This window comes from Cupriavidus sp. DL-D2 (genome assembly GCF_039710735.1).
Classification (GTDB): Bacteria; Pseudomonadota; Gammaproteobacteria; order Burkholderiales; family Burkholderiaceae; genus Cupriavidus.
On the sequence record NZ_JBDKXK010000034.1, the window covers coordinates 39,118 to 63,313 of the forward strand.

Sequence of the window (24,196 nt, forward strand, 5' to 3'; positions counted from 1 at the left end):
TTGGCTTGAGCAATGTGCGCGCGTGCGTCTGTTTGCCGAGGGAGAGATTGTTTGGAACCGCGTGACCGATCGCGCAACCAACACCACGTGGATCACGGCAAGCGCGCGTTGGTCGGCAGGCGATGGATGCCGCCGGCTCGAGCGGGAAAGTGAGCTGGTAGATCGGCTTCAGCCGAACTGGGCCGTGGCGCCGGTGGAGACCATTCGCACCGCCGATCGGCTGGTATTATTGTACAGTGACACCGGTCACTCCAAGCTGGCGTCAATAGCGCACGGAGTTTCGCTTTCGATCGACCGTTTCTTGCGCATCGCCATTGGCGCGACGCATGCAGTGGCCGAAGCGCACGCGCGTGATCTGCTCCACCGAGACATCCGTTCGGCCACGCTGGTGGATGCCGGGGACGGGCGCATCTTGCTGGCATCATTTGGTTATGCCGCCGACCTGCTAGGTGACACGCCGCCCGCCGCCATGCCGTGGAACCACGACGCTATCGCTTACGCTGCGCCGGAGCAGGCGCGGGTTCACCATCCGTATAGCGACCAAGCAAGCGACTTGTACTCGCTGGGAGTCGTACTATACAAGCTGTTGACCGGAATGCTGCCGTTGCGCGCGGACTCGAACGCCGCGTGGCTGCACGCCCACGTTGCGGTTCAGCCGGTACGGCCTAATGCCGTCAGGGAGATGCCTGCCCAGTTGAGCGAGTTGGTGCTCAAGCTAATCGCGAAGGACCCCGCGGACAGGTACCAAAATGCGCAGGTGCTCCAAGCCGACCTGCTGCGCTGCCAGTCGGAATGGGAACGGCTTCGTGACATTCCATCGTTTGAACTCGGCCTGTCCGGCGCGCCGCGCTCCATTGCCCGGCCACAATGCCTGTTTGGCCGCGCGGCGGAGATGGATTTGCTGACCGCAGCATTCGAGCGGGTCGCACTTGGCGGCCACTCGGAACTCGTGCTGGTATCCGGGGCGCCAGGCGCGGGCAAGTCGGCTCTGGTAGACGAGTTGACTCGCGCAAGCGGATCCTACCCGAGCCGTTCCGCCACAGGCAAGAGCGACCAGCAGCAACGCGACATTCCTTTCGCACCTGTGGCGCAGATGCTGCGTTCGCTTACCGTTCGGCTGCTAAGCGGTGATAACGTGTCCGTGACCCGCGTGCGCGAGCGCCTAGCAGCCACTGTAGGTGCCAAGGGGCAGCTTCTCGTCGACCTGGTGCCGGAGATCGCGCACGTGATCGGACCATGTCCTGCACTACCGGAGCTTCCAGTTCCCCAGGCGCTGATCCGCGCGCATCGCACCATATTGCAGGCGCTATCAGCATTCGCGCTGGATGGGCTCCCGCTGATTCTGTTTCTCGATGACCTCCAGTGGGCTGACGACTCCACGTTGGCATTGCTGTCCGCTTTCACCAACCAACCGCCTGAGGGTGTTCTCCTGGTCGGGTCTTACCGCAATCACGACCTAGGGTTGTTGGAGCAGATGGGCGCGATGCTTTCCTCGCTGCGTAGCAGCGCGGTGAGGATGACGGAGATCGAGGTCCGCCCGCTTTCGGTTCCTGACGTGAGCGCCCTGGTCGCAGCTATGCTCAACCGGCAAGTCGACGATGTTGGCTCGTTAGCCAACGTAGTCCACGAAAAAGCGGCCGGGAATCCTTTCTTCATTTATCAGTTGCTGCGCTCTCTGGCCGACGAGGGCGTGGTTCGTTTTGACTCGGACGCGGGCGAATGGACATGGGACAGCGCCGAGGCCATGCGGCGCCGTTATTCAGACAATGTGATCGACTTGATGATCCGGCGGCTGGACCGGCTTTCCGTGGACGGCCGGGAGATCCTGCGCCAACTCGCCTGCATCGGCCATCGCGTCGATGGGCACCTGCTGGCGCGCGTGGCAGGTGTGCGTCCGGCCCAACTGCAGCTAGCAGTTCAGTCATTGGTTGATGCCGGCCTGTTGCTGCGCGATGGCCGGGACTATGTATTTCCGCACGATCGCGTGCTAGAAGCGGCCTACGCGCTGACATCTAGCAGTGATCGTCCGGGAGAGCATGCGCGTATTGCAGCCGTGATGATCGATCTCTGGCCGGAAGCGCCTTCGGAGGTCGCGTTTGAGATAGCTAACCAGATCGAGCGGGCGATGTTGCATAACGTGTCCTCGCATGAACGGGTGCAGTTTGCCGGCGCGCTACTGGTGGCAGCGCGGCGCGCACGCAAGGCTGCCGCGATCGATCAAGCTGTGAGCTATCTCGAGGCTGCGTCGGGTATGGTGGAGTTGGATTGGTGGACGGAACAATACCCACTTGCCGTCGCCATTAGCATGCTGCACTGTGAGTGCTTGCTAGCCCAGGCACGGCTCGATGCTGCAGCGAGCGAGATCGAGGCGCTGCTGCACAACGCCGTGCAATCGATCGACAAGGCCGCGGCATATCGTCTTAAAGCGACCCTGCAAACGATCAACTCTGAATACGAGGGAGCAATCTCCGCGGCGCTTGCCGGCCTAACGTTACTGGGTATCGAGTTGCGGCGTTCGGCATCGCCCGAACAAGTCCGCCAAGCCTACGAGGACGTAAAAGGTGCCCTAGACGGTCGCCCTATCGCCGAGATTGAGCATCTTCCTATTGCCGATGACAAGCAGATCGAAGTGGCGATGGGCCTGCTGTCTACGCTAATCTCGTCGTTCTTCGTCAACGACGAACTGTGCTTCTTCCACGTCGCGAAAATGGTGGAACTCACACTTAAGCATGGAGCTACGCAAGACAGCGCTTACGGATTTGCCTGGTTCGGCGTGAAGATTGCGCATCTGTACGAGTCCTACGAAGAAGGCTTTGCGTATGGCGAGGTGGCGTTGCGCCTGGCCCGCCGGTTGAACAACGAGAGCGGCCACATCGCCGCACTGGTGGCGGTGGACCAGGTGAGCCCGTGGACGCAGCCGCTTTCGTCGGCCTTGGCGCGCATCCGCGAGGCGGGTGCAGCGGCCCGTGCCGTGGGTGATGTGCCCATGCAATGCTATGCGTTCAATCACCTGATATCCGATCTCACTGCGATAGGCGAGCATCTCGGGTATGTACAAGATGAGATTCGTCTCGGGCTAGAGTTGACCCGGCGTGTTCAGTATAAGGACGTGGAGTTAATCCTCACGGCACAACAAGCATACGTACGCGGAATGCGGCACGGCCCTTCATCACTCGGTGAGACGGATGGCGAGCATCAGGTCCATATGCGAACGCAGGCAGGGGAAATGGGTGCTAAGTCAATGTCCACCGTCTTCCTGATGCATCTATACGAAGGCATGACTGCGTACTTTCTGGGCGATGCGGCTCGTGCGGTCGAGTGCCTTGCGTTAGCTGAGCCGCTTGAATGGGCGATGCCTGCGCACATCAACGCCTGTGACTGCTTAGTGTTCGGCGCGCTGGCGCACGCCCGGGTGGCCCATGTTAGCGGCAATCGGGAGGAGGCCGTCGCGTTCATCGTCGCACGCCGCGCTAGGCTGGCCAGATGGGCCGAACTCAATCCCGCAACATTTCGTGGCAAGCTGTTGTTGGTCGATGGCGAACTCGCGCGACTGCTCGGCGAGGATGTTAAGGCGATGCAATGCTTCGAGCAGTCCGCGAGCGCGTCCGCAGCGGGCAGCTTCGTCCACGAACAAGCACTTGCGCATGAAGCGGCAGCACTGCATTGCGACGCTTTGGAGCTTAAGACTTCGGCGCGGCAGCATGTGCGCATGGCGCGAGACTGCTACCGGCGCTGGGGCGCTAACTACAAGGTGAGCCAACTTGAGACGCACTATCCTTTCCTTGCTGAGGAGGTAATCTCCGACCCGGCTTCCTCGGACGACGGTGGGCAGGCTGCGCTCGACCTGGAAGTGGGAATTAAGGCTGCTCAGGCTTTGTCCGAAGAAGTGGTACTCGATCGCCTCATTGAGACGCTGATGTCGAACATGATCGTGCATGCCGGCGCTCAATACGGGCTGCTGCTGCTAATGCGCGATGGGAGCCCCTTAATCGAGGCTACGGGAAGGGTGCAGGGTTCCCATGTGGCAGTGACCCTCGATACCCTTGCGCCAACTGCTGACGTTATGTCGCTCGCGGTACTGAACAACGTGGTCCGAACAGGCCGTACGCTCGTGATCTCCGACGCGCAGGCGCACGCGATGTCAGAACTTAACGCGGAACCTGCAACGCGCGTGCTGCGTTCGGTTATCTGTCTGCCGCTGGTCAAGCGCGGCAATTTGATTGGAGTCTTGTACCTAGAGAACAATCTGGCGCCCGACGTATTTACGCCGAGTCGCACGGCCATGCTCGAGGTTCTGGCACCCCAGGCGGCGATTTCACTCGAGACGGCGCGGCTGTATGCCGAGTTGATCGACGAGAACGCCCGGAGGGCTAAATCCGAAGCCGCGCTGGCGAGTGCACGCGCTGAACTCGCCCGCACCTCTCATCTGACCGTGATGGGTGGCCTAGCCGCCTCGATCGCACATGAAATTAACCAACCACTCGGCGCCATCATTTCGTGCGTGGACGCGAGCCTGCGGTGGCTACAGCGAGCCACACCCGATATCGGCGAGGCGCTGGGGGGGCTAAACCAGATTAGGAACGACGGCCTGCGGGCTGCCGAAATCGTGCGCGCATTACGTTCGCTGGCCAAGCAGGCGCCCGCCGCGTTGGGTGCTATGGTGGTGGACGATGTGATCCATGACGTAGCCAGCCTGACCCGCGCCGACATCGAGGCGCATCAGGTGAACCTGATAACTCGCCTGGATGCGGCGAAGGCAATCGTCATTGGGGATCGCATCCAGGTGCAGCAGGTCGTTCTGAATCTGATCAGCAATGCAATTGACGCCATGCGCGAAACGCCGCCCAAGGCCCGCGAGCTGATCGTCAGTTCAACCGTGGACACCGGCTATGTGGTGGTGAGCGTGCAGGACACTGGCACTGGGATCGCCGCCGGGACGCTCGCTCGCATCTTCGATCCGTTCTTTACGACAAAGGAAACCGGCATGGGAATGGGGCTAGTAATCTGCCGTTCGATCATGGAAGCGCAGGGTGGCACTCTCGAGGCATTTTCGACCGAAGGGCTGGGAAGCATGTTCGTGTTTCGGCTGCCTATGGCGACGGAGGCCCAACTCGCTGAGTTGGAATCGAGCTAACGCAGCATTTCGGCCCTGCCAGAATAGTTGGCGCCCCCTTCAAGAGGACGCTGGCTAATTAGGTTGAAAACTCCATAGCGTGCTGAACTCCCGCGGAAAGCTGTACTTCAGCGCGCGATGAGGATAGCCGCCCGTTGGAATGCTCAAAGGCGCGCCAGATTGCCCCTCATCCGTTCTAGGTCTACATTGGACGCGGACAGGGGCCGGAGAACGCCTTAGTGCGATTTCACACTAATCGCCAGTGCCAACCTCAATGACCTCAACCTGCGGGCCAACGGAGATGGGCACCCATTTTTATGGCGCCAGCTTTGAAACATTGCGGCCACTGCCTCACGCAAGTTGGCCGTCGCGGTAGCTCTGGCGCCCGACATAGCGGAAGTGAGCTAGTTCGGCGCGATACTGCTCGAAGGTTTCCTCGTTGACAGTCTCAGCGTGGTAGTGCGGATTGGAAAACACGCGCCGCAGCAAACGGGCAGTATGCTGGCAGCGCCATGGTGCGCGCATACGGAGAAAAAGCAATTGTCGCACAACGCTCACCCCGTCCAAGTCATTCGCATCCGGCGCGCCTACGTGCCGGCTTCTCCCGATGACGGCTTCCGTGTGCTGGTCGATCGCGTGTGGCCTCGTGGAGAAAGCAAGGCAACGCTCGCGCTGGCCGAATGGGCCCGTGACCTTGCGCCAAGCACCGAACTACGCCAGTGGTTCGGCCACCTTCCGGAGCGCTGGGAGCTGTTCCAGACCCGCTATCGCGCGGAACTTGCCACCGACGCGCAACAAGCGCGCCTGCGCGCACTGCTGGTGGCGGCGGGAGGCCGGCCGATCACGCTGGTGTACGGCGCGAAGGACGAGCAGCACAACCAAGCTATCGTGCTTCGAGAGGTGCTGCTCGCACTGTGCCGCGCTTAACTTCTCAGCCGTTGCCGACAAGCCAATCGGGTGCAATGCGCATCCAAACGACGGGATATCATAGGATTTCGGTCGTCGACCTCGAGGTAGCACACTGTCGCAAAAGGGTCGGCAACAGCCATCTAAAGAGAAAAGGTGCGCGGGGCGTCAAAAGGGAATGTCGACTTCCGTGGTGTTAGCCAAGTCGACTAAATAGATGATCTGTGACGCGCACACGGCCAACATGTACTCTGTAAGTTCTGGAGTCGCCTTGCCACCGTTCGCCCCACCATGCCCGACTCCATCGCCGCCGCTTCGAAACGCGTAGACGCCGGTGAGTGTCTGACAAATTGCCTTCGGCACTGTGACGTCGTCTGTCGACCCCAGCCACTTTGCGAGATCACCCAAGGTAGATGCTTTTGCAGAGGGAAAAAGAGCTTTGCCAGCGGCTTCCACTGCGCAGACAGCTTCCTTCACTGCATTCTCATGATCCGGTCGCGAAGGATGTCGAAAAAACTGAATGGCTTTGTCGAAGTGTTTGCGCGCGCTCAAAAGCCGCGCATCGCCAAGCACCACTTGCGATTTCGCTACAAGCTCCACCGTGTGCCTCCGGCCGCGTCTACGGACCGTGCCCTCCATGAACTCATAGGCTAGATCCTCTTCCAGAAAGAGTCGCTGAAGCTCTAACGCAACGTAGGTTTGCATATCGCCGCGTGAAACTTCGACGGAGTAATGACCGTAACTGTCCTCGTGTCCGATCTCTTGGAGCAGATGACCATACAAGCGCTCACAGAAGTCATAGACTCTCTCCCACCGGAGTCCTTCCAAGGCTTCTGTCGCATCGGCTTGAGCTTGCTCCAGGCTCGACACGTTCGACGCGAAATACACCACGGGCGGCAGGCGACCGATGCGATTAAGTTCAAAACCAGATGCAGCAACCCCCGGCGAGCGGAAGGCGGGAAGTCACCATCGATCTGCCTATGCTGACCTCTGGTTCGTGCAGAAAAGGGAGGCTGTATAGAGGATGTCATGTTATTCGAGCATTAAGCCGCCACGTGAGCCGTGATGGTCTCAACCAAAGCCAAGCGGCGGGTCGGCTTCGGCAGTTCTGTGGGTATTTCGGATAGGCCGCAGTTGTCTTCGATCTGCGTAGTAGCGGTGGAGGGGGGGCGAAGAGAATCTTCGCCCCCGCAACACGCAGCGCGCCATCCCGCACCGCTACAGCCGTGTGCGGCACCGTGCCAGAGAACGCACGCGAAAACGAACTTACTCAGATTCAGATGCAATGCTCTCGAATTCGGACAACTGCTTGAGCTGCAGTTCAACTTGCGCCAGAACGTTCTGCTGTTCAGCCGGCGAATGTGATCGCAGATAAGCAAGCGCCACCAAAGTCACCGGATGTACGCCGAGCGCCTTGGCGATGGAATCTATCTTGTCGAGCGTCGGACTCTTCAAACCGCGTTCAAGACTGCTCACATACGTTCGGCTCGAAACCAACTCCAGCGCCTCCTGCGGAACTCGACGGAATCGTCGCACAGTGCGCAACGCACCTCCAAAATTCTCTCTTAGTGTCATGGGAAGAGCAGCGCAAATCCCATAATCTCGTCTTTGTGAACACTATAGAGCTACAATCTATAGTGTTCATTCTGTGATGGTCACGGAGTGATGGCTACTCGGGTCACGGTTCTCACAATCCATCTCAGTGAAAATGTGATCCATTCGCTTTAAGGCATATGTTTCTGATTCAGAATGAAAATAGGTTGCCGCTTCCATCCGCGTTGGCCGGCGACGGTGCAGGTGTATGGGCAGTAATGGAGCAATGGACCCCTGGCGACTTACTGGTTCTCCGAGTGTCGGAGAAACGAGCTCGGGGCGTACCACGAATCGTTTGGATGGATCTCAACCGCGGCGCCGCCTCTCTACAACAGTTCCTCAACGGCACAGATGTGCTGCGCGGCGCCGCAGTGGTAAGCACCAGTGGGGCCCGCCAGAGTGGGAGCTGGTACTTGGATCCTTTGCGTGAGATACGAGTCGGTGTGAGTGAATACAGCGAAACACATGAAGCATTCTTAACCGCCACCTATTTCACAACAACGGCGGGCCGGGAATTTTCGGTGCCGCACGGCTTTGCAACACGCTATGCGCGGGGGCGGCGCATCTGGCAGGCCCCCAACTTAGTGCGCGAATGTGATGACTGATACGCGATTTCACGACGCCATGAACTGGTCAATGGCGTCCGAGAGCCACTGTGGGTGGGGTAATCGCTACTTCATTGACACGGAATTCAGCGACTTTCAGACCCCGGAATTGCTCAGTATCGCTATCGTTGGGGAGACCGGAAGTGAGTTCTACGGTGAACGCACGGATTTCAATCCGGAGCGCTGTAGCGACTTCGTAAGAGCGGTTGTGCTCCCGCAATTCGGTCAAATCGACAGCAGGGCGATGGTTCTGGTAAGCCTAAGACAGGAACTGCGTAATTGGGTCGCAGAAATCCCTTCCACATCCAAGCCGATGATCTGCTACGACCATGCCGTGGACCTCGCCATGCTGCAATTTCTGCTTGACGGTCAGTTGCCTGACTACTGGGCGTTCGAGAATGTCAGCGGGTGGCTTAACGCAACACGCCGGGCGGCATACTATCGAAAGAACGGCGGCGAACATCACGCGCTACATGACGCGCGGGCAAACGCCTACGCTTGCGACTTTTAGTATCTCTGACGACAACCAGAATATGCTGTCCGAGCTTCCGCGATCCGAAGCGAAAAGTGATGCGTGTGATGACAATAAAGTCTGAGAGTCAAGCTAGACAAAGCAATCCGAGCTTTCGACACTAATAGTTCTCAGACTTTATTGTCGCAATTTCTCGGACTTTATTGTTTGGTCACCCCCCTCGGACGGCACCGCCGCAGCCGTCTTTTTGTATGTCGAAAGGCTGACGTTGCTGCCACCTACAGCGCCGTAGCGCTGAAGCAAGGTTGCAGCGGTTCCCGAAAGGATCGTCTAGTCAGAGCGCGGACAGAATCCGTCCACTACTTAGGAATGCCGACATGAGCAGACAGCGTCGGGCCGATAGAAGTCACCAGAGTGGCTCGAACTCGATTGCGCCGTAGTCGGTGTGTCCTTGGCAAAAATATGCGTTCGCAGATCCGCCGGGATGCTGTTAGCATCAAGCCCATGACCTTTGCCTGAGGTGGGCGAGATGACTCGGGAAGTGCTAACTCGTGCGCAGTACCTCGAAGTCTTGAACGAAAGCTTGCGACATCATCCCGAATGGCGGCCGGGCATGGCATTTGTTTTTCTGCCCCTCGGAAGCAGTGCGAAGCGGGCGAAGGAGATCGGCTTCATCGGGCCTCCGGAGGCTAGGCGAATTTTCGATCAGATTCAGTCAGTGGCGATCGAACTGTGTGAAGTGAGGAAGAGCGCGAATTGGTAACGCTGCTGCAGTCAGCCCCCAAGCGACAAAATTCGATGCTCGCCGTCCGCTGACTAGAGCAACGACTTCGAACGGCCTTGACCGGTGAATAATTAGCAGCAAATCCTTACGCAGCCGGGGTTCCCGGATGGCAGTATCGCAAGTTTGCGTAGGTTTAGCGCTCTGTTTTGCGGCGTTTTATTAATCAATGGCAACGTACGCACCCGTTCGATACCGGGACGAAGACGTGCTGTTCTGCGCCATCCAGGACGTCACGGCGCAGCACCAGCTGGAGCACCAGCTGCGCGCGGCACGCGAGGCAGCCGAATCCATGATGCGCGCGCGCTCCAACTTCTTCGCGTCGATGAGCCACGAGATCCGCACGCCGCTGAACGCGCTGCTCGGCAATCTCGAACTGCTGGCCCGATCCGACGGCATGGCGTCGCAAGCGCCGCGACTGCGCGCGCTCCAGGTAGCCTCGGACGGTCTGCGGCGGATCGTCAACGACATCCTCGACTTCTCGAAGATCGACGCCGGCGAGATGAAGCTCGTCAACGAGCCGTTCCGGCCCATCGACGACCTGGAAAACCTGGCGATGTCCTATGCACCGATGATCGCCAACCGCCCGACGCTTTTCTATGTGCATCTGTCGCCCACGCTCGACACGGCGTTGATTGGTGACCGCACACGCATTGCGCAGATCGTCAGCAACCTGCTCAGCAACGCGTTCAAGTTCACGGCCTGCGGCAAGATCATGCTCAGCGCCGAAGTCGTGACCGATACCGAGGGCCGCAACGTGCTGGTCTGCCGGGTACGGGACTCGGGCATCGGCATGCCACCAGCGCTCGTGGCGCGGGTCTTCCAGCCCTTTGTGCAGGGCGAGGCCAGTACGTCGGCGCGCTATGGCGGCACGGGGCTGGGCCTGTCGATCTGCGCCCGACTGACCGAGATGATGGGCGGACATATCACGGTCGAAAGCGTCGAAGGCGTGGGCACGGCATTCACCTTCGCGATTCCACTGCCAGCGGCTCCGAACCAGGTGCCCCGGCACGAGTACGAGGTGCATGGCAGCCGTGCCATGATCCTCTGCCAGGAAGTCGAATCGGGCACCATGCTCGGGGCCTGGCTCGAACAGGCCGGATGGCGCGTGCAGACCTTTCACCAACCGGCTGCGGCCCAGGCGTGGCTGCGGAACAATCGCCCTCATATCTTGATGGTGACCGGCGAATACGGTCTGAAGACAGTGGCGGAACTGCGGCAGATCCATCCGGCCCGCGCGGTCTGGATCACGCTCAATGGGCCGGAGCGCGCGGTGAAACGCCAGGATGGCGTCTTTGAGGTCACGACGTTTTCCCACACGGCCCTGCTCGCCGCGGCAGTCACCGCGCTCGATGACGAGGGCGATGGCGGAGATGAAGACGGCCAGGGCGCCGACGACGACGGCGATATCGCGGAGCGCCCGTTGACCCCGGCGCTTCCCGCCACCGATCTTCATGCCACGCGCCGCACGATACTGGTCGCCGAGGACAACGCGCTGAACCAGACCTTGATCGCGGAACAACTCGAATCGCTGGGCTGGCAACCCACCGTCGTGGGCGACGGCCGGCAGGCGCTTGACGCGCTGGCGCAGCACGCCTCGGACATCGACGTCGTACTGACCGACATCCACATGCCCGTGATGGACGGCTATGCGCTGCTCGCGGCCATCCGGGCGAGCTGGCCCGACATGCCGGTACTGGCATTCAGCGCCGTCACGCATAGCGAACAGGCCGGCGAATGGCAGGCGCGCGGATTCACCGGGTATGTGGCAAAGCCGGCCTCGCTCGCCACGCTCGGCGCGGCACTTGGCGCGGTGCGCCCGAAGCAGGCCGCCGTCACCAGCCGGCACGCCGAAGCCGACCCGGACGTTTCCCACGAATCCGCATTGCCGGCCAAGGAGCTGGCCCGATACTGCGGACTCCTGCGTGATCATTTGCAGCAGGACGCGCCTGAACTCGCCAGCATCCTGGTCCGGCGCGACGTGACGGCGCTGCAACACTGGGCCCACCGGTCGGCCGGCGCGTTTCTCGTGGTAGCCGCACATAGTACGGTGCGCGCGTGCCGCACCGTGGAACGCATTGCCGAAGCGGCAGGCGGAGCCTGGACGCCGGAGCTTGCGGCGGCGGCCGAAACGATGCAGGTGGCCGTCAATCAGTTCCGCGAGGCAGGACACGAGGCGGCACACGACACCTCCGGTGCCACGACGGCCACATAGGGGGGGCGGCGAGTCGGGCGCAGAATCGGCGCCCTCAGGATTTGCGCGCTCAGGCGGGACAGGACGATAATGCGACGCTCAAGCTCCCGCCCCTCCCCCGCTTCATGTTGCCTCACCAAGGTCTTCCGCAGCCACAGCGTACCTGGGCCATCCTGACGGTGTTCTGCGGCCTGGTCATGGCCGTACTCGATGGGTCGATTGCCAATATCGCGCTGCCGTCGATCTCCCGCGAACTCCAGTCCGATCCCTCACGAACCATCTGGGTCGTCAACGCCTACCAGTTGACGGTCACCGTATTCCTGCTTCCGCTCTCCTCGCTGGGAGACATTCTCGGCTACAAGCGCGTCTATCGCGTCGGGCTCGCCACGTTCCTGGTGGGGTCGCTTCTGTGCGCGCTGTCCGTCAACCTGCCGATGCTGGTGGCGGCGCGCGTGATCCAGGGGATTGGCGGCGCGGGCATCATGAGCGTCAACACCGCACTGGTGCGCTATATCTACCCGCCGACGAAACTGGGCCGGGGGATCGGCCTCAATGCGCTCATCGTCGGGGTCACCATTGCCATCGGACCGTCGCTCGGCGCCCTGATCCTCGGGTTCGGCAGTTGGCAGTGGCTGTTCGCCGTCAATGTGCCGGTTGCCATCTTCGCGCTGGCCATCTCGAAGCGCGCCCTACCGGAAACACCGGCGGAACCGCACCCGTTCGATTATTCCAGCGCGGTTCTCTCCGCAGTGGTGATCGGCCTGTTCATCCTGGGTCTCGATGGTCTTGGGCACGGCGCGTGGCGGCTGATCGCGGCCGCGAGCCTAGTGTCGTCATTGCTGCTGGGATGGTGGCTGATCCGCCGGCAACGAGGACGTCCTGCGCCGCTGGTACCGGTTGACCTGTTCAGGAGCCGGGCCTTCGTGCTGGCCGTGGGGACCTCGTTCTGTTCGTTCATGACGCAGATGCTGGCCTTCGTCTCTCTGCCCTTCTACCTCGAATACCAGCTGGGGCGCAGCCTGCAGGAAACCGGGCTGCTGATCACGCCATGGCCGCTGATGGTGGCCCTGATGGCGGCGGTGGCGGGCCGGCTGTCCGATCGGTATCCGGCCAGCATCCTTGCCGGGATGGGACTGGCCATGCTGGCCACGGGTCTAGTTGCGCTATCGCTGCTCGGGCCGGACGCATCGAGCCTCGATATCGCCTGGCGTACCGCACTGTGCGGCATCGGCTTCGGCTTCTTCCAGTCGCCCAACAACCGCGCGATGATCTCGGCCACGCCGCCTGCGCGCAGTGGCGGTGCAAGCGGTGCGCAGGCCACCACTCGCCTGTTGGGACAAACCACGGGCACGGCCGTAGTGGCGCTGCTGTTCAGCCTCGATGCCACGGGCGCGGCGCGCATCGCGCTGTACGTGGCCGCCGCGGTGGCCACCATCGGCGCCGTTGTCAGCCTGAGCCGGCTGCGCATGGCGTCCGCCGGTCAATCCTGACGTCCGCGTTCATCGCCGCGCAGGCGGATTGCCAAGACGCCGCTCACGATGTTCGAGTCTTTCCAACCGCTCCAGGCGCTGCAGCCAGTCCGCACCATCGCCTCCGCCATCGGCCCCCTCCGGAAAGGTCAGGCCGCCGTGGCCGCCCGCATCGCTGATGCGGTTATGGTCACCCTCCACGGAAATCACCGTGCACCCCGCCAGCAGGATGGCGGCTGCCGCCATCGTTTGCGCCCATCTCATGGAATACCTCCACGCCCGGGGGCAGGGAAACAAAAAACCGGGGAAGGCGCCGCCCTGCCTGGCCGCGTCGTCCCCGGAACCGCTACCGGCTCATCGCCGGTTACTCAGGGTCCCCGTGCCGCTCAGGCCGGACCTTCGTCCAGCCACGGACGGGAGTCGCCGTCATCCACCGTCGAGGTGTACGCGGGATCGCCCGGCTCCTGATCGGCGCCCACCCACCACTTGGCGCGGTACTTGTGCAGTCCCTTGCCCTGGTAGTTGTTGGTCACCTCGGAACCCGCGTCGTAGGCCTGCGGACGCCACGTGCCCTCGCCACCGGAACTACCGCCCGCCAGAATCTGGAGAGTGACGGTATCGGTGTCGTCGTCGCCCGTACCGGCGTCGCCCGTTACCTTCAGCGTGATCTGGATGGTGGTGTCGCGGTCGACGATCGGCGCGTTGGCTGTGACCGAAATCTCGTCGGCGCCGTCGAACGACAGGCCCGGTGCCGTCCACGCATACAGCAGCGGGGCAGGACCGGTGGATTCCACACCAGACAGCTGGATCGGCGCGCCGCTTTCGTACTGCGTGCGGCCCGTGATCTTGGCCACCACGTCGCCCGGTTCGTCCTCGCCCGGCACCACGGTCAGGAAGATGGCGCTCTGGTTGGTCTCGGCGCCATCGTTCACCGTCAGCTTGACCCAGTAGTCGGTCACGGCACTGACGGTCGGCGCGGTGCCTTCCACCAGTTGGGCGGTGCTGTTATGGAACGGCAGGTCCGGCGCGTCCCACAGGTAGGTCAGCGCATGGCCGTCCGGATCGAACGATGCCTCGGCAGACAGCCCGTACGGCGTGCCGGACTCCAGCAGCACCGTGATACGCGAAGTAGGCGGCTGGTTGGTCTTGGTCTTGACCTTGAACGTCTGGCTGGCCGTGGCCGTACGACCCGCTTCGTCCGTGACGGTCAGCGTTACCGCGTAGGTGTGCTCGGGCGGGCCAACGATGCCCTCGGCCACCGGGCCCGTCCAGCCATCGAGGAACTGCAGGCCCGTGGCGCCCCACTTGTACGTCAGGCCGTTGCCGATCGAACGCAGCGCGGAGAACTTGACCGAATCGCCGACAAAGGCTTCCGTGGGACCTTCGATCACGGCCACGGGCGGCTTGTCCTGGTCTTCCACGTTGATGCCGTTGAAGTAGAACGGCTCCATGTCCACCACCTCTTGCGTCGGCGTGGCGCCCAGCCCTTCCCGCGCGGCGTTCAGCAGCACGCCGCTGTCCATGTCGATGGTCCACGTGAACAGTCCGCCCAGGTTGTTCTCCAGTACGTAGCGGCCCTTCTCGCGCACCGAGCGCGGTGTGTCGATCGACAGGAACAACTCGCTCTCGGCGTTGTAGAGGTAGTCGGCGTCGGCCACCGTGTCCGTGTACACGTTGAAGCCGTTGATGCCTGACTTGGCCTCGAGGTCGAGGTAGTTGTACAGGATGTCGTAGAACTCGGTGGCGCCCGATTCGTACGTACCCGTGGTCGTGCCTGCGCCTCGGTCGTAGGTACCCGCCAATGGCGACCATGACGACACCACGGCACCGCGTCCGCTGCGGCTGTAGGCGGCATAGCCCACGAAGATGTTCCGCGACGGCACGCCCTCGCCCAGCAGGTATTGCACCGCGCGGTCGATACTGAAACCTTCCGGATCGTCGAGGTCGAGATCGTACAGGTTGGTGTGGTGGGCCAGCTTCGGCGCCCAGGGGGTGCCGAAGAAATCGTAGGTCATCAGGTTGATGCCCTCGACCCCCGCAGCCAGCATGCCCGGGATGTCGGCCGCGATCAGCGTGGCGTGGGCCGCGCCGGTGGCAATGCTCACGCGCACGTGGGGCAGGCGCTGCTTGATGCCGCGCACCAGATGCTGGAAGTTCGTCGCATCGGCCGGGCCATGCGGATTGCCCGCACCGGGCATGCCGGGGTATTCCCAGTCAAGGTCCACCTCGGTGAACATCGGGAAGCGGTCAAAGATGTACGCCAGGCTCTCGATCAGCGTCTGGCGCCTGGTGGCGTCGGCCGCCACCTCGTGGAACGCGCCGCTCATGGTCCAGCCGCCCAGGCTGAACGACAACTTCAGCTTGGGATTCTGCTTCTTGAGCTTGGCCAGCCCGCCCAGCACGCCCTGCGCCTTGGCCTCGTTGAACAGGTCCTTGTAGTCATTGCTGACCCAGCCCGTAAAACCGACGTTGCGGAACGACGCCACATCGCCCCACGCATCGGTGAAGGTGGCCTCATTGAGTTTCTTGCCGAAGTCCACGGCTGCCTGGTCGATCGTGAAACGCTTCTCGCCCTGGTCGCCCACGATGCCCGCAAAGCCAATGATCAGGCGGTCGTAGGCCGAAGCGTCCAGCAGCATCAGGTCCGTGCCACGGCCGGCTGCCGAGTTGGCGAAATTGCCATCGAGACGGCCGTCGTATTGCGACCAGTCGGTGTAGTAGCCGAACACTTCGGTGCTGTTCTGCGTCGTGCCGTACTTGTTGTACACGCGCTTGGCCACGCGCGTGGACGTGTACGAGAAGTCGTTGACTTCCGTGGCCGGATCGAAGCTGTTCTGCTGGTAGGTCTTGTCCGACGCGCCTTTCGAAGCCGGAATCGAAGGATCGCCGGGATCGCCGTCGTAGACCAGCTTGCTGTTCGTGCGTCCGCTCTGCAACGCATTGCGGCGGCCCGCGAAACGGCTGCGCACCGGGCGCGCCGGCGCGGGATCGCTGGGATCTCCGCTCCGGAACACGCGCGATGCCAGGCCGACCCGAGGCTGGGTGGCCTGACCTGCCGGCTGCTTGCTGCTGTTACCAGATTTCTTTGTCATGACGTCTGTCCTTGCAGATTGATTTGGCGCCGCCGGTGCGCCACGGCATTTGCTCGAAAGATCGCAGCCGGCGACGGAATGCATCTTTCCGATTTCGCCGCTGCATTGACATGGATACGGCATGGAATATCGACGGTGACAAGTTATCCATCGATCCGCAGGCGGCAATCGACAGCCACGCGTCGGTTATCTCGATTTTCGGCACGCGCCATTTCACGGAATATGGGACACCCCGGATCCATGCGGAAAATGGAAAACGTGGATAGCGGAAAATCCATCGCTACTGCAATGACAGAAACGTCGACATACCCGATTGGGTTATGATGAAGCGCCTTCCGCGCTGACAGTATTCAATTCCGTCAAATCATCATGTTGTGACATTCGGCCAATGCGCGAGGCATTTCTGTTTGCACCAGAGATGACAAGCACCCCGGGCGGTAGATTGTTTCGCGAATGCGGAATATTCCAGGAGAGCCGAGCATTAAGCTGTCACCCGAGCGGGTCAGATACGGACGGAAATATCTTCCATGGGAGCTATTTCTGCGTATCGATACGCTTGTCGTCCATCGATGACGACATGGGGTGAGACGAAATGATCCGGAATGGCGACTCGGTTTTTTTTGATTGGGAAACGGACCGCGTATTACGTGGAGGTGTGGAAGCCAAGATAACGGGACAGCAGAAAAAACTGCTACGGCTGCTGGTGGAAGGAAAAGCACCCGTTAAATCGCGGGATTATCTCTTGAAAGGAGTATGGGGGAAACGCGCAGCACTGGTTGACGAACTTTATCTCGTGCAACTGGTGTACCGCTTGCGCAAGGCGCTGAGTCCCGTCAGCCTGGATGCCCACATCGTGACCGTGCCGCGTCAGGGCTACCGGTTTCTTCCGGTGGCGTACACCACCACGGTGTCGCCGCCGCCTCCCGATCTGATTGCCGAGCCGGAATCGGGTCTGGAACAGGCGCGCGGCCTGGCGCACGTGCTGGCGCGGCTTGGCATGCCGATTTCCTCATCGCCATCTCTTGCTGCGTTCGCAGATAACGACGACACCATGCATATCGACGAGATGCAGGGCATCGTGTCGTTCAACGGCATTGTCGCCAAGTTGACGCGCTTCGAGTTGCGGCTGCTGATCGTGCTCAAGGATCATGGCGAGGCGGTCATGTCCAGGACGCAGATTATTGCCTCGGTCTGGGGCCCCGAGGCGATGGTCGACGAGAACTGCCTGACGCAACTCGTCTCCAGGCTCCGACGGGCGCTCCATCCATTGGGGCTGGATACCTGTGTGTCCGCAGTACCCAAGATCGGCTACCGCTTTCGTTCCCAGACTGGCTCGGCGGCGCGTACGTTCTGAGCGGTAGCGCGACTGCCTTCGCGCTATTCCGTCCGCATTCCAGCAGATTTCCGCCATGCCGCTCAGCGGTCCGGCGAAAATCCGCTTCATCGTGACGCCACTACTCAGCCTTGGCGCCCGAGTCCTTCACCACCTTGGCCCATTTGGCGATCTCGCTGCGTTGATACTCAGCCAGTTTCTCGGGCGTACCCAGCACGGGGTCAAGCCCGATGGTCTTGAGCTTGGCCTGGACATCGGGCAGCGTGAAAATGCGGTTGAGTTCCGTATTGAGCTTTGCCACGACATCCTTGGGCGTATTGGCTGGCGCAAATACCGCGAACCACGACGTGGCGTCATAGCCAGGCAAGCCCTGCTCGGCAATCGTCGGAATATCCGGCGCCGATGCCGAGCGCTGCGCGCTTGTCACACCCAACGCGCGCAGCTTGCCCTCCTTCACCACCGGCAGTGCCGACGGCAGGTTGTCGAACATCATCGTGATGTGTCCGCCCAGCAGGTCCGGAATGGCCATCGCCCGGCCCTTGTATGGCACGTGCGTGATCTTGGTCCCGGCCATCGTATTGAACAGTTCGCCCGCCACATGCAGCGAGGTGCCGACGCCTGGCGTACCAAACGTCAGTTGACCCGGTTTCGACTTGGCCAGCGCAATCAGTTCCTGCACGTTTTTCGCCGGCACCGAAGGATGCACCACCAGCACGTTCGGGGTGGATGCCAGCAGGATGACCGGCACGAAGTCCTTCACCATGTCGTACGGCATCTTGCTGTAGAGCGCGCCGTTGATCGAGTGCGTGCCCACCGTGCCGAGCGCCAGCGTATAGCCATCGGGCGGGGCCTTGGCCACAGCCTCGGCGCCAATGTTGCCGCCAGCGCCGGGCTTGTTGTCCACCACGATGGGCTGGCCGAGGCCGGTCTTCTCGGAGACGATGCGCGCGAGGATGTCCGGCGCCCCGCCGCTCGGAAAGCCCACCACGATGCGCATGGGCTTGTTCGGATAGGCATCGCTGGCCAGCACGGCAGGGGCCCACGTCGATGCAGCCGTAGTGGCTGCCGCAGCGGCCAGCATCCCCAGCACCTGCCGGCGCCGGAACATTCGATCACGCATGGTCTGTCTCCTGAATCTTTCTTATGGATGGGTGAAACCGGTACTACGTGCTACACGACGGTATTGCCGAACTCCTTGGTGACCTGATCCTGCAGACGGCGCATGCCGCGCAGCCAGCGATCATAATCCTGACCCTTGCGGCGATAGTATTCGAGTACCTCGGGATGCGGCAGGATCAGGAAGCTCTCGCTGGCCACGCCTTCCAGCGTCTTCTCGGCAACGTGCTCGGCCGTCACCGATCCGGCCTGCAGGAACCCCTTGCGCTCGCCTTCTTCGCCGAACAGCATCTTGGTCTGCACCCCTTGCGGGCAGATGCAGCTCACCTTGATGCCCTGCTCGCCGTAGGTGATCGACAACCACTCGGCAAAGCCGATTGCCGCATGCTTGGTTACCGCGTACGGGGCCGAGCCGATCTGCGAAAGCAGCCCCGCCGCAGACACCGTGTTGATGAAGTAGCCGTCGCCGCGCTCCAGCATCTGCGGCAGCACCGCCTTGGCCGCATGGATATGCGCCATCACATTGATTTCCCAGATACGCTGCCAGTCGTCCGCCGTCGCCTCCAGCCCCTTGCGCAGGATGATGCCGGCATTCGAGCAGAAGATGTCCACCTGGCCGAAGCGCCGGGTCGCCACATCGACCAGCCCCTGCACGGCTTCCGCATCGGCCACATCCACCCGTTGCGCAAAGACCTGGCACTCGGGCGCGGCCTCGGCAGCTTCGGCGGCCACGCGGGCAGCGCCCGCTTCGTCCAGGTCGGCCACGGCCACGCCGCGTGCACCCGCGCGTGCAAACGCCAGCACCAGTGCGCGGCCAATGCCGGTACCGCCCCCGGTCACGATCACTGTCTTGTTGCGAACTTCCATCATCGTCTCCTGTTCATGTTCAAGTTGAGTGTTCGGCTACGCTGGCTGCCATAGCCGCGAGGCCAGCGTGGCCGCCAGCTCGCGGATACGCGGCCCGAGATTGCCTTCCAGAATTTCCGGCGACAGCCGCGTCGAGGCGCCGCCCACGTTGACGGCCAGCACTTCCGAGCCGTCGGGCAGGCACACTGGCGCTGCGGCGCCGCTGACCGAGCGATCCCATTCCGCATGCGCCACGCAGAAACCTCGGCGCGCATGCTCGCGCAGCGCACGCTCCACCTTGGTACGCACGCCGGGCCAACGCGAGCCATGCTGCCGCTCCAGTTCCGCGAGCACCGCCGCGCGCCGCACCGCAGGCAAGCCAGCGAGCCATGCGCGGCCCATTGCCGACGTGGCCATCGGCAGACGCGAACCGGGCGTCAACCGCATCACCAGCGCGCCGCGCGGCTGGCACACCTCCAGGTAGAGCATGTCGTGCCGGTCCGGTACGGCCAACGCCACCGTGCATCCGGTGGCAAACGCCAGCGACTGCATCAACGGCTGCGCCACCTGCCGAATGCCGGCGCCGGACAAGTATCGCTGGCCGGGCACCATGGCACCTTGACCTATCCGGTACTTCTCCTGGCTCTCCACGTAAACCAGATAACCGAGCGTGGCCAGCGTGTAGGTGAGCCGCGACACCGTGGGACGGGGAATACCCGTACGCCGCGACAACTCGGCATTCCCAAGATAGTCATCATCGGGGCCGAAGGCGCGCAGAAGATCGAGTCCACGCGCCAGCGCGGTGACGAAATTACGGTCCTCGCCATCCACGGGCACGGCATTGCCCCACGGCAATGCGGCGTTGGCGGGTTGTGGAATCGAGGTCGTCCGTTTCATGAGCGATTGATATCAGTTTCCATGCCCGCCCACGTCCGCTATTCAAGGAAAACATAGGGGTCATAGGCGCTGTAAATATGCGCGCGGACGCGCACCTCCAGACGCGCGATCAGGCCACTTGCACGCTGAAATCAGGGAATACACCGACGATGTACGGTACTTCGCGGTCGCCCTATTTCGCGTATCGGAATAGTACGTCCGATTGCTTGACGCTTGCCAAAACGCTATGCAAAGTCGCCTCAAACGAAAACGAACGACCGTGCGAGAACGACACGGCGACAGAGACCGCAGCGGGTGCCGTCACGGCAACCCCACGCAAGGAGACAGCGCATGGCATTGTTTTTCCAGCAGTTCCTCAATGGCCTCACGCTCGGCGGCGTCTATAGCCTGGTGGCATTGGGGTTGACCCTCGTCTACGGCATCCTGCACGTACCCAACTTCGCGCACGGTGCGTTCTACATGGCGGGCGCCTATGTGTCGTACTACGCAATGACCACGCTCGGCCTCAACTACTGGCTGGCCATGCTGGCCGCCGCAGTGGTGGTGGCCGTGCTGTCGATGCTGGCCGACCGGCTGGTCTTTCATCCGCTGCGCAATGCGCCCGAGGTGCACGACATGATTGCCGCCATCGGCATCCTGCTGTTCCTCGAAGCGGGTGCGCAGGCGCTGTGGGGCGCGGACTTCCACCGCATGCCCACGCCGTACGGCCAGATGGTGGAACTGTTCGGCCTGACCGCGCCGTTGCAGCGTCTGCTGATCATCGTGGCCGCGTTCGGGCTGATGGTGCTGCTGCATCTCTTCCTCACACGCACGGTCACCGGCTCGACGATCGTTGCCATGGCACAGAACCGTGAAGGTGCCGCGCTCGTCGGCATCGACGCCACGCGCGTCACGCTGCTTGTCTTCGCCATCTCGGGCGCACTGGCCGCGATCGCCGCCACGCTCTACGCACCGATCAACCTGGTCTACCCGAGCATGGGCAACCTGGTCATTACCAAGGCGTTCGTGATCATCATCCTCGGCGGCATGGGCAGCATTCCCGGCGCCATCGTGGGCGGACTGATCATCGGCATGGCCGAGAGTTTTGGCGGGTTCTATATCTCGACCGACTACAAGGACATCATCGCCTTCCTGCTGCTTGTGATCATCCTGTCGGTGCGTCCGCAGGGCCTGTTCGCCAGCAAGGCCGCCTGAGGAGAACACACATGAAAGCCATTCAGGGAAAGGCTGGCTGGATCCTGCTGCTGGCCGCTGCCATCGCGTTTCCGCTACTCGTGCCGAACAGTTACTTCCTGTCGGTGATGACGCTGGCGTTCATCACTGCCATCGCTACGCTCGGACTCAATCTTCTGACCGGCTATACCGGCCAGCTCAACCTCGCGCACGGCGGCTTCATGGCCATTGGCGCCTATACGCTTGGCATCCTGACGGTCGATCACCAGATGCCCTTCTGGCTGGCCTTCGTGCTCGCGCCCATGATCTGCATGGTGCTGGGCTACGTGGTGGGCGTGGTCTCGTTGCGGCTCAAGGGACACTACTTCTCGATCTTCACGCTCTGCGTGGGCTACATCATCTATCTCCTCATCGAGAAATGGGAAAGCCTGACGCACGGCGCCGTGGGCCTGATCGGCATTCCGGTGCCGGCCGCAGTGGGTCCGCTCGTATTCGATAACGTGCAGAGCCAGTACTACCTCGTGCTGTTCTTCCTGGCCGTCGGCACGTTCGTCATGCATCGCATCGTCAGTTCCCTGCTGGGCCGCAGCTTCCTGGCCGTGCGCAACAGCGATGCGCTGGCCGAAGCGCTCGGCATCAACCTGATGCGCACCAAGGTACTGTCGTTCGTGCTGTCGGTGGGCTATGCCGGCCTGGCCGGTGCGCTCTACGCAGGGCAAGTGCGATTTCTCGGGCCCGATATCGCGCGTACCGACTACACGTTCGACATGGTGATGTCGATGCTGGTGGGCGGCACCGGCACGCTGCTCGGCCCCCTGCTTGGCGCGGTGCTCGTACCGTGGGTCACGCAGACGCTGCAGTTCCTGCAGGACTACCGCATGCTGGTGTTCGGCCCGGTGCTGATCCTGCTGATCATCTTCGTGCCCGACGGTATCGTGGGCACCTTCCTCAAACGCCAGGCGCGCCGCGCCGCCGCGCAACGCCGTGGCCAGATGGCGGCTTCGCGACCCGCGCAGCCCGCGCCCGTCGCCACCACCCGTCCGGGAGCCGAGAATGCTTGAAGTCCGCAACCTGACCCGGAAGTTCGGCGGCCTCACTGCCGTCAACGATGTCTCCATCACGTTCGAGGCTGGCCATATCAACGCGATCATCGGCCCCAACGGTGCCGGCAAGACCACGTTCTTCAACCTGATTGCGGGCACGCATGCGCCGACATCGGGCCAGATCCTGTTCAAGGGCCAGGACGTGGCCGGCCTGCGCGCCGACCAGATCGCCCGGCTCGGCGTGGCACGTACGTTCCAGGCCACGGCGCTGTTCGATCGCGCCACGGTGCTCGACAACCTGATCGTCGGTCACCGCCTGCGCACCACGTCGAACCTGGCCGATGTGCTGTTCAACACGCGACGTCTGCGCGAGGAAGAAAAGCTGTGCCGCGAAAAGGCCGAGGAAGCGCTCGACTTCGTGGGGCTGTCGCATCTCGCCCATGAGGTAGCCGCCGATATCACGCAGGAGGCGCGCAAGCGCGTGGCCTTTGCGCTGGCGCTGGCCACCGATCCCGAACTGCTGTTGCTCGACGAACCCGCTGGCGGCGTGAACCCCGAGGAAACCGTGGGCCTGGCCGAACTGATTCGCAAGATGGTCCGCCATGGCAAGACCGTCTGCCTGATCGAACACAAGATGGACATGATCATGCGGCTGGCCGACAAGATCATGGTGCTCAACTACGGCGAGAAGATTGCCGAAGGCACGCCCGCGCAAGTGCAGCAGGACCCGCGCGTCATCGAAGCCTATCTGGGAGCCGACCATGTTGCAGCTTGAACGCGTCTCGCTGTCGTATGGCAGCTTCCGCGCCCTCGACAATATTTCGCTGCATGCCAAGGCCGGCGAACTGGTGGTGCTGCTCGGCGCCAACGGTGCGGGCAAGAGTTCGATCTTCCTCGCGATGAGCGGCATCCATCGCACCAGTGGCGGCAGCATGCGCTTTGACGGACGCGAACTGAGCGGCATGAAACCGTCCCAGATCGTGCAGGCGGGACTCGTGCACTGCCCCGAAGGCCGCAAGCTGTTTCCGGCCATGACCGTGGAGAAGAACCTGACGCTGGGCGCCTACGTGCACCGCCGCGACAAGGCTGCCATCCGGAGCACGCTCGAAGAGGTCTACGAGATGTTCCCGATCCTGCAGCAGAAGAAGGACGACCCGGCCGGCTCGCTCTCCGGTGGGCAGCAGCAGATGGTGGCACTGGGCCGCGCGCTGATGGGCCGCCCGCGCGCACTGCTGCTCGACGAACCGTCGCTGGGTCTGGCACCGCTGGTGGTCAAGCAGATGTTCGAGGTGATCCAGCGCATCAACCGCGCGGGCACCACGGTACTGCTGGCCGAACAGAACGCCTACGCTGCACTCGGCATCGCGCACCGCGCATACGTGATCGAAAACGGCCGCATCGTGATGGAAGGTGATCGCGATGCACTGTTGAAGGATGAGGGCGTGAGGAAGGCGTATATCGGGGGGTAGTTGTTTTCCCTCCGCTTGTGTGACTCCCCTCTCCCGCGTGCGGGAGAGGGGAGAAAGCCATCAGCAAAATACAAAACATCGACAGGAGACAGCA

The 24,196-nt window shown here is 62.1% G+C and carries 19 protein-coding genes; 12 read left to right on the top strand and 7 right to left on the bottom strand.

Going from position 1 to position 24,196, the window contains the following annotated elements:
• The first annotated feature begins 22 nt into the window (after nucleotides 1–22).
• Both ABDB81_RS18705 and ABDB81_RS18710 read left to right on the top strand, forming a co-directional pair.
• On the top strand, nucleotides 23–5,134 hold the full coding sequence (locus ABDB81_RS18705; RefSeq protein WP_346812877.1) for an AAA family ATPase: 5,112 nt from the start codon (nucleotides 23–25) through the stop codon (nucleotides 5,132–5,134).
• A 519-nt stretch (nucleotides 5,135–5,653) separates the two neighbouring features.
• The gene (locus ABDB81_RS18710) at nucleotides 5,654–6,040 is read left to right on the top strand and encodes a DUF488 family protein (RefSeq protein ID WP_160474909.1); all 387 of its coding nucleotides are present in this window, start codon (nucleotides 5,654–5,656) and stop codon (nucleotides 6,038–6,040) included.
• 147 nt (nucleotides 6,041–6,187) lie between these two features.
• On the opposite strand, the gene ABDB81_RS18715 is transcribed toward ABDB81_RS18710, so the two are convergent.
• Nucleotides 6,188–6,889, bottom strand: coding sequence for a hypothetical protein (locus ABDB81_RS18715; protein WP_346812882.1), 702 nt, complete (start codon nucleotides 6,887–6,889; stop codon nucleotides 6,188–6,190).
• A 396-nt stretch (nucleotides 6,890–7,285) separates the two neighbouring features.
• Nucleotides 7,286–7,594, bottom strand: coding sequence for a helix-turn-helix transcriptional regulator (locus ABDB81_RS18720; protein WP_346812886.1), 309 nt, complete (start codon nucleotides 7,592–7,594; stop codon nucleotides 7,286–7,288).
• Nucleotides 7,595–7,911: 317 nt separating this feature from the next.
• Here ABDB81_RS18720 and ABDB81_RS18725 point away from each other — a divergent pair, with 317 nt between their 5' ends.
• The 4 genes from ABDB81_RS18725 (at nucleotide 7,912) to ABDB81_RS18740 (ending at nucleotide 13,154) form a co-directional block, all read left to right on the top strand.
• Nucleotides 7,912–8,217: a hypothetical protein gene (locus tag ABDB81_RS18725; protein ID WP_346812888.1), complete on the top strand. Its 306-nt coding sequence runs from the start codon at nucleotides 7,912–7,914 to the stop codon at nucleotides 8,215–8,217.
• The gene (locus ABDB81_RS18730; RefSeq protein ID WP_346812890.1) at nucleotides 8,210–8,728 is read left to right on the top strand and encodes a 3'-5' exoribonuclease; all 519 of its coding nucleotides are present in this window, start codon (nucleotides 8,210–8,212) and stop codon (nucleotides 8,726–8,728) included. The genes ABDB81_RS18725 and ABDB81_RS18730 overlap by 8 nt, the downstream gene beginning before the upstream one ends.
• Before the next feature lie 911 nt (nucleotides 8,729–9,639).
• Nucleotides 9,640–11,685, top strand: a complete 2,046-nt coding sequence (locus ABDB81_RS18735) for an ATP-binding protein (RefSeq protein WP_346812891.1) — start codon at nucleotides 9,640–9,642, stop codon at nucleotides 11,683–11,685.
• Nucleotides 11,686–11,789: 104 nt separating this feature from the next.
• Nucleotides 11,790–13,154 (top strand): MFS transporter, encoded by a 1,365-nt coding sequence (locus tag ABDB81_RS18740; RefSeq protein WP_346812892.1) that lies wholly within the window; start codon nucleotides 11,790–11,792, stop codon nucleotides 13,152–13,154.
• Between the two features lie 9 nt (nucleotides 13,155–13,163).
• Here the strand turns inward: ABDB81_RS18740 and ABDB81_RS18745 are convergent, their stop codons facing one another.
• On the bottom strand, nucleotides 13,164–13,397 hold the full coding sequence (locus tag ABDB81_RS18745) for a hypothetical protein (RefSeq protein WP_137924523.1): 234 nt from the start codon (nucleotides 13,395–13,397) through the stop codon (nucleotides 13,164–13,166).
• A gap of 122 nt (nucleotides 13,398–13,519) precedes the next feature.
• On the bottom strand, nucleotides 13,520–16,225 hold the full coding sequence (locus tag ABDB81_RS18750; protein WP_346812893.1) for a glycosyl hydrolase family 18 protein: 2,706 nt from the start codon (nucleotides 16,223–16,225) through the stop codon (nucleotides 13,520–13,522).
• 11 nt (nucleotides 16,226–16,236) lie between these two features.
• Here ABDB81_RS18750 and ABDB81_RS18755 point away from each other — a divergent pair, with 11 nt between their 5' ends.
• On the top strand, nucleotides 16,237–16,491 hold the full coding sequence (locus ABDB81_RS18755) for a hypothetical protein (RefSeq protein ID WP_160474104.1): 255 nt from the start codon (nucleotides 16,237–16,239) through the stop codon (nucleotides 16,489–16,491).
• Between the two features lie 326 nt (nucleotides 16,492–16,817).
• Nucleotides 16,818–17,579, top strand: coding sequence for a winged helix-turn-helix domain-containing protein (locus ABDB81_RS18760; protein ID WP_137924525.1), 762 nt, complete (start codon nucleotides 16,818–16,820; stop codon nucleotides 17,577–17,579).
• A 100-nt stretch (nucleotides 17,580–17,679) separates the two neighbouring features.
• Here ABDB81_RS18760 and ABDB81_RS18765 read toward each other — a convergent pair whose 3' ends face one another.
• Genes ABDB81_RS18765 through ABDB81_RS18775 form a run of 3 tightly spaced genes read right to left on the bottom strand, consistent with a single transcriptional unit; the run spans nucleotide 17,680 to nucleotide 20,417 of the window.
• Nucleotides 17,680–18,678 (bottom strand): tripartite tricarboxylate transporter substrate binding protein, encoded by a 999-nt coding sequence (locus ABDB81_RS18765; RefSeq protein WP_137924526.1) that lies wholly within the window; start codon nucleotides 18,676–18,678, stop codon nucleotides 17,680–17,682.
• A gap of 50 nt (nucleotides 18,679–18,728) precedes the next feature.
• Nucleotides 18,729–19,541, bottom strand: a complete 813-nt coding sequence (locus tag ABDB81_RS18770) for an SDR family oxidoreductase (RefSeq protein ID WP_346812904.1) — start codon at nucleotides 19,539–19,541, stop codon at nucleotides 18,729–18,731.
• Between the two features lie 36 nt (nucleotides 19,542–19,577).
• Nucleotides 19,578–20,417: an IclR family transcriptional regulator gene (locus ABDB81_RS18775; protein ID WP_137924527.1), complete on the bottom strand. Its 840-nt coding sequence runs from the start codon at nucleotides 20,415–20,417 to the stop codon at nucleotides 19,578–19,580.
• Between the two features lie 330 nt (nucleotides 20,418–20,747).
• On the opposite strand from ABDB81_RS18775, the gene ABDB81_RS18780 reads away from it, so the two are divergent.
• Genes ABDB81_RS18780 through ABDB81_RS18795 form a run of 4 tightly spaced genes read left to right on the top strand, consistent with a single transcriptional unit; the run spans nucleotide 20,748 to nucleotide 24,102 of the window.
• Nucleotides 20,748–21,611, top strand: a complete 864-nt coding sequence (locus tag ABDB81_RS18780; RefSeq protein WP_137924528.1) for a branched-chain amino acid ABC transporter permease — start codon at nucleotides 20,748–20,750, stop codon at nucleotides 21,609–21,611.
• Between the two features lie 11 nt (nucleotides 21,612–21,622).
• Nucleotides 21,623–22,651, top strand: a complete 1,029-nt coding sequence (locus ABDB81_RS18785) for a branched-chain amino acid ABC transporter permease (protein ID WP_137924529.1) — start codon at nucleotides 21,623–21,625, stop codon at nucleotides 22,649–22,651.
• Nucleotides 22,644–23,408: an ABC transporter ATP-binding protein gene (locus ABDB81_RS18790; protein ID WP_346812894.1), complete on the top strand. Its 765-nt coding sequence runs from the start codon at nucleotides 22,644–22,646 to the stop codon at nucleotides 23,406–23,408. The genes ABDB81_RS18785 and ABDB81_RS18790 overlap by 8 nt, the downstream gene beginning before the upstream one ends.
• Complete coding sequence (locus tag ABDB81_RS18795) at nucleotides 23,395–24,102, top strand: ABC transporter ATP-binding protein (protein WP_137924531.1); 708 nt, start codon at nucleotides 23,395–23,397, stop codon at nucleotides 24,100–24,102. The genes ABDB81_RS18790 and ABDB81_RS18795 overlap by 14 nt, the downstream gene beginning before the upstream one ends.
• The last annotated feature ends 94 nt before the right edge of the window (nucleotides 24,103–24,196 follow it).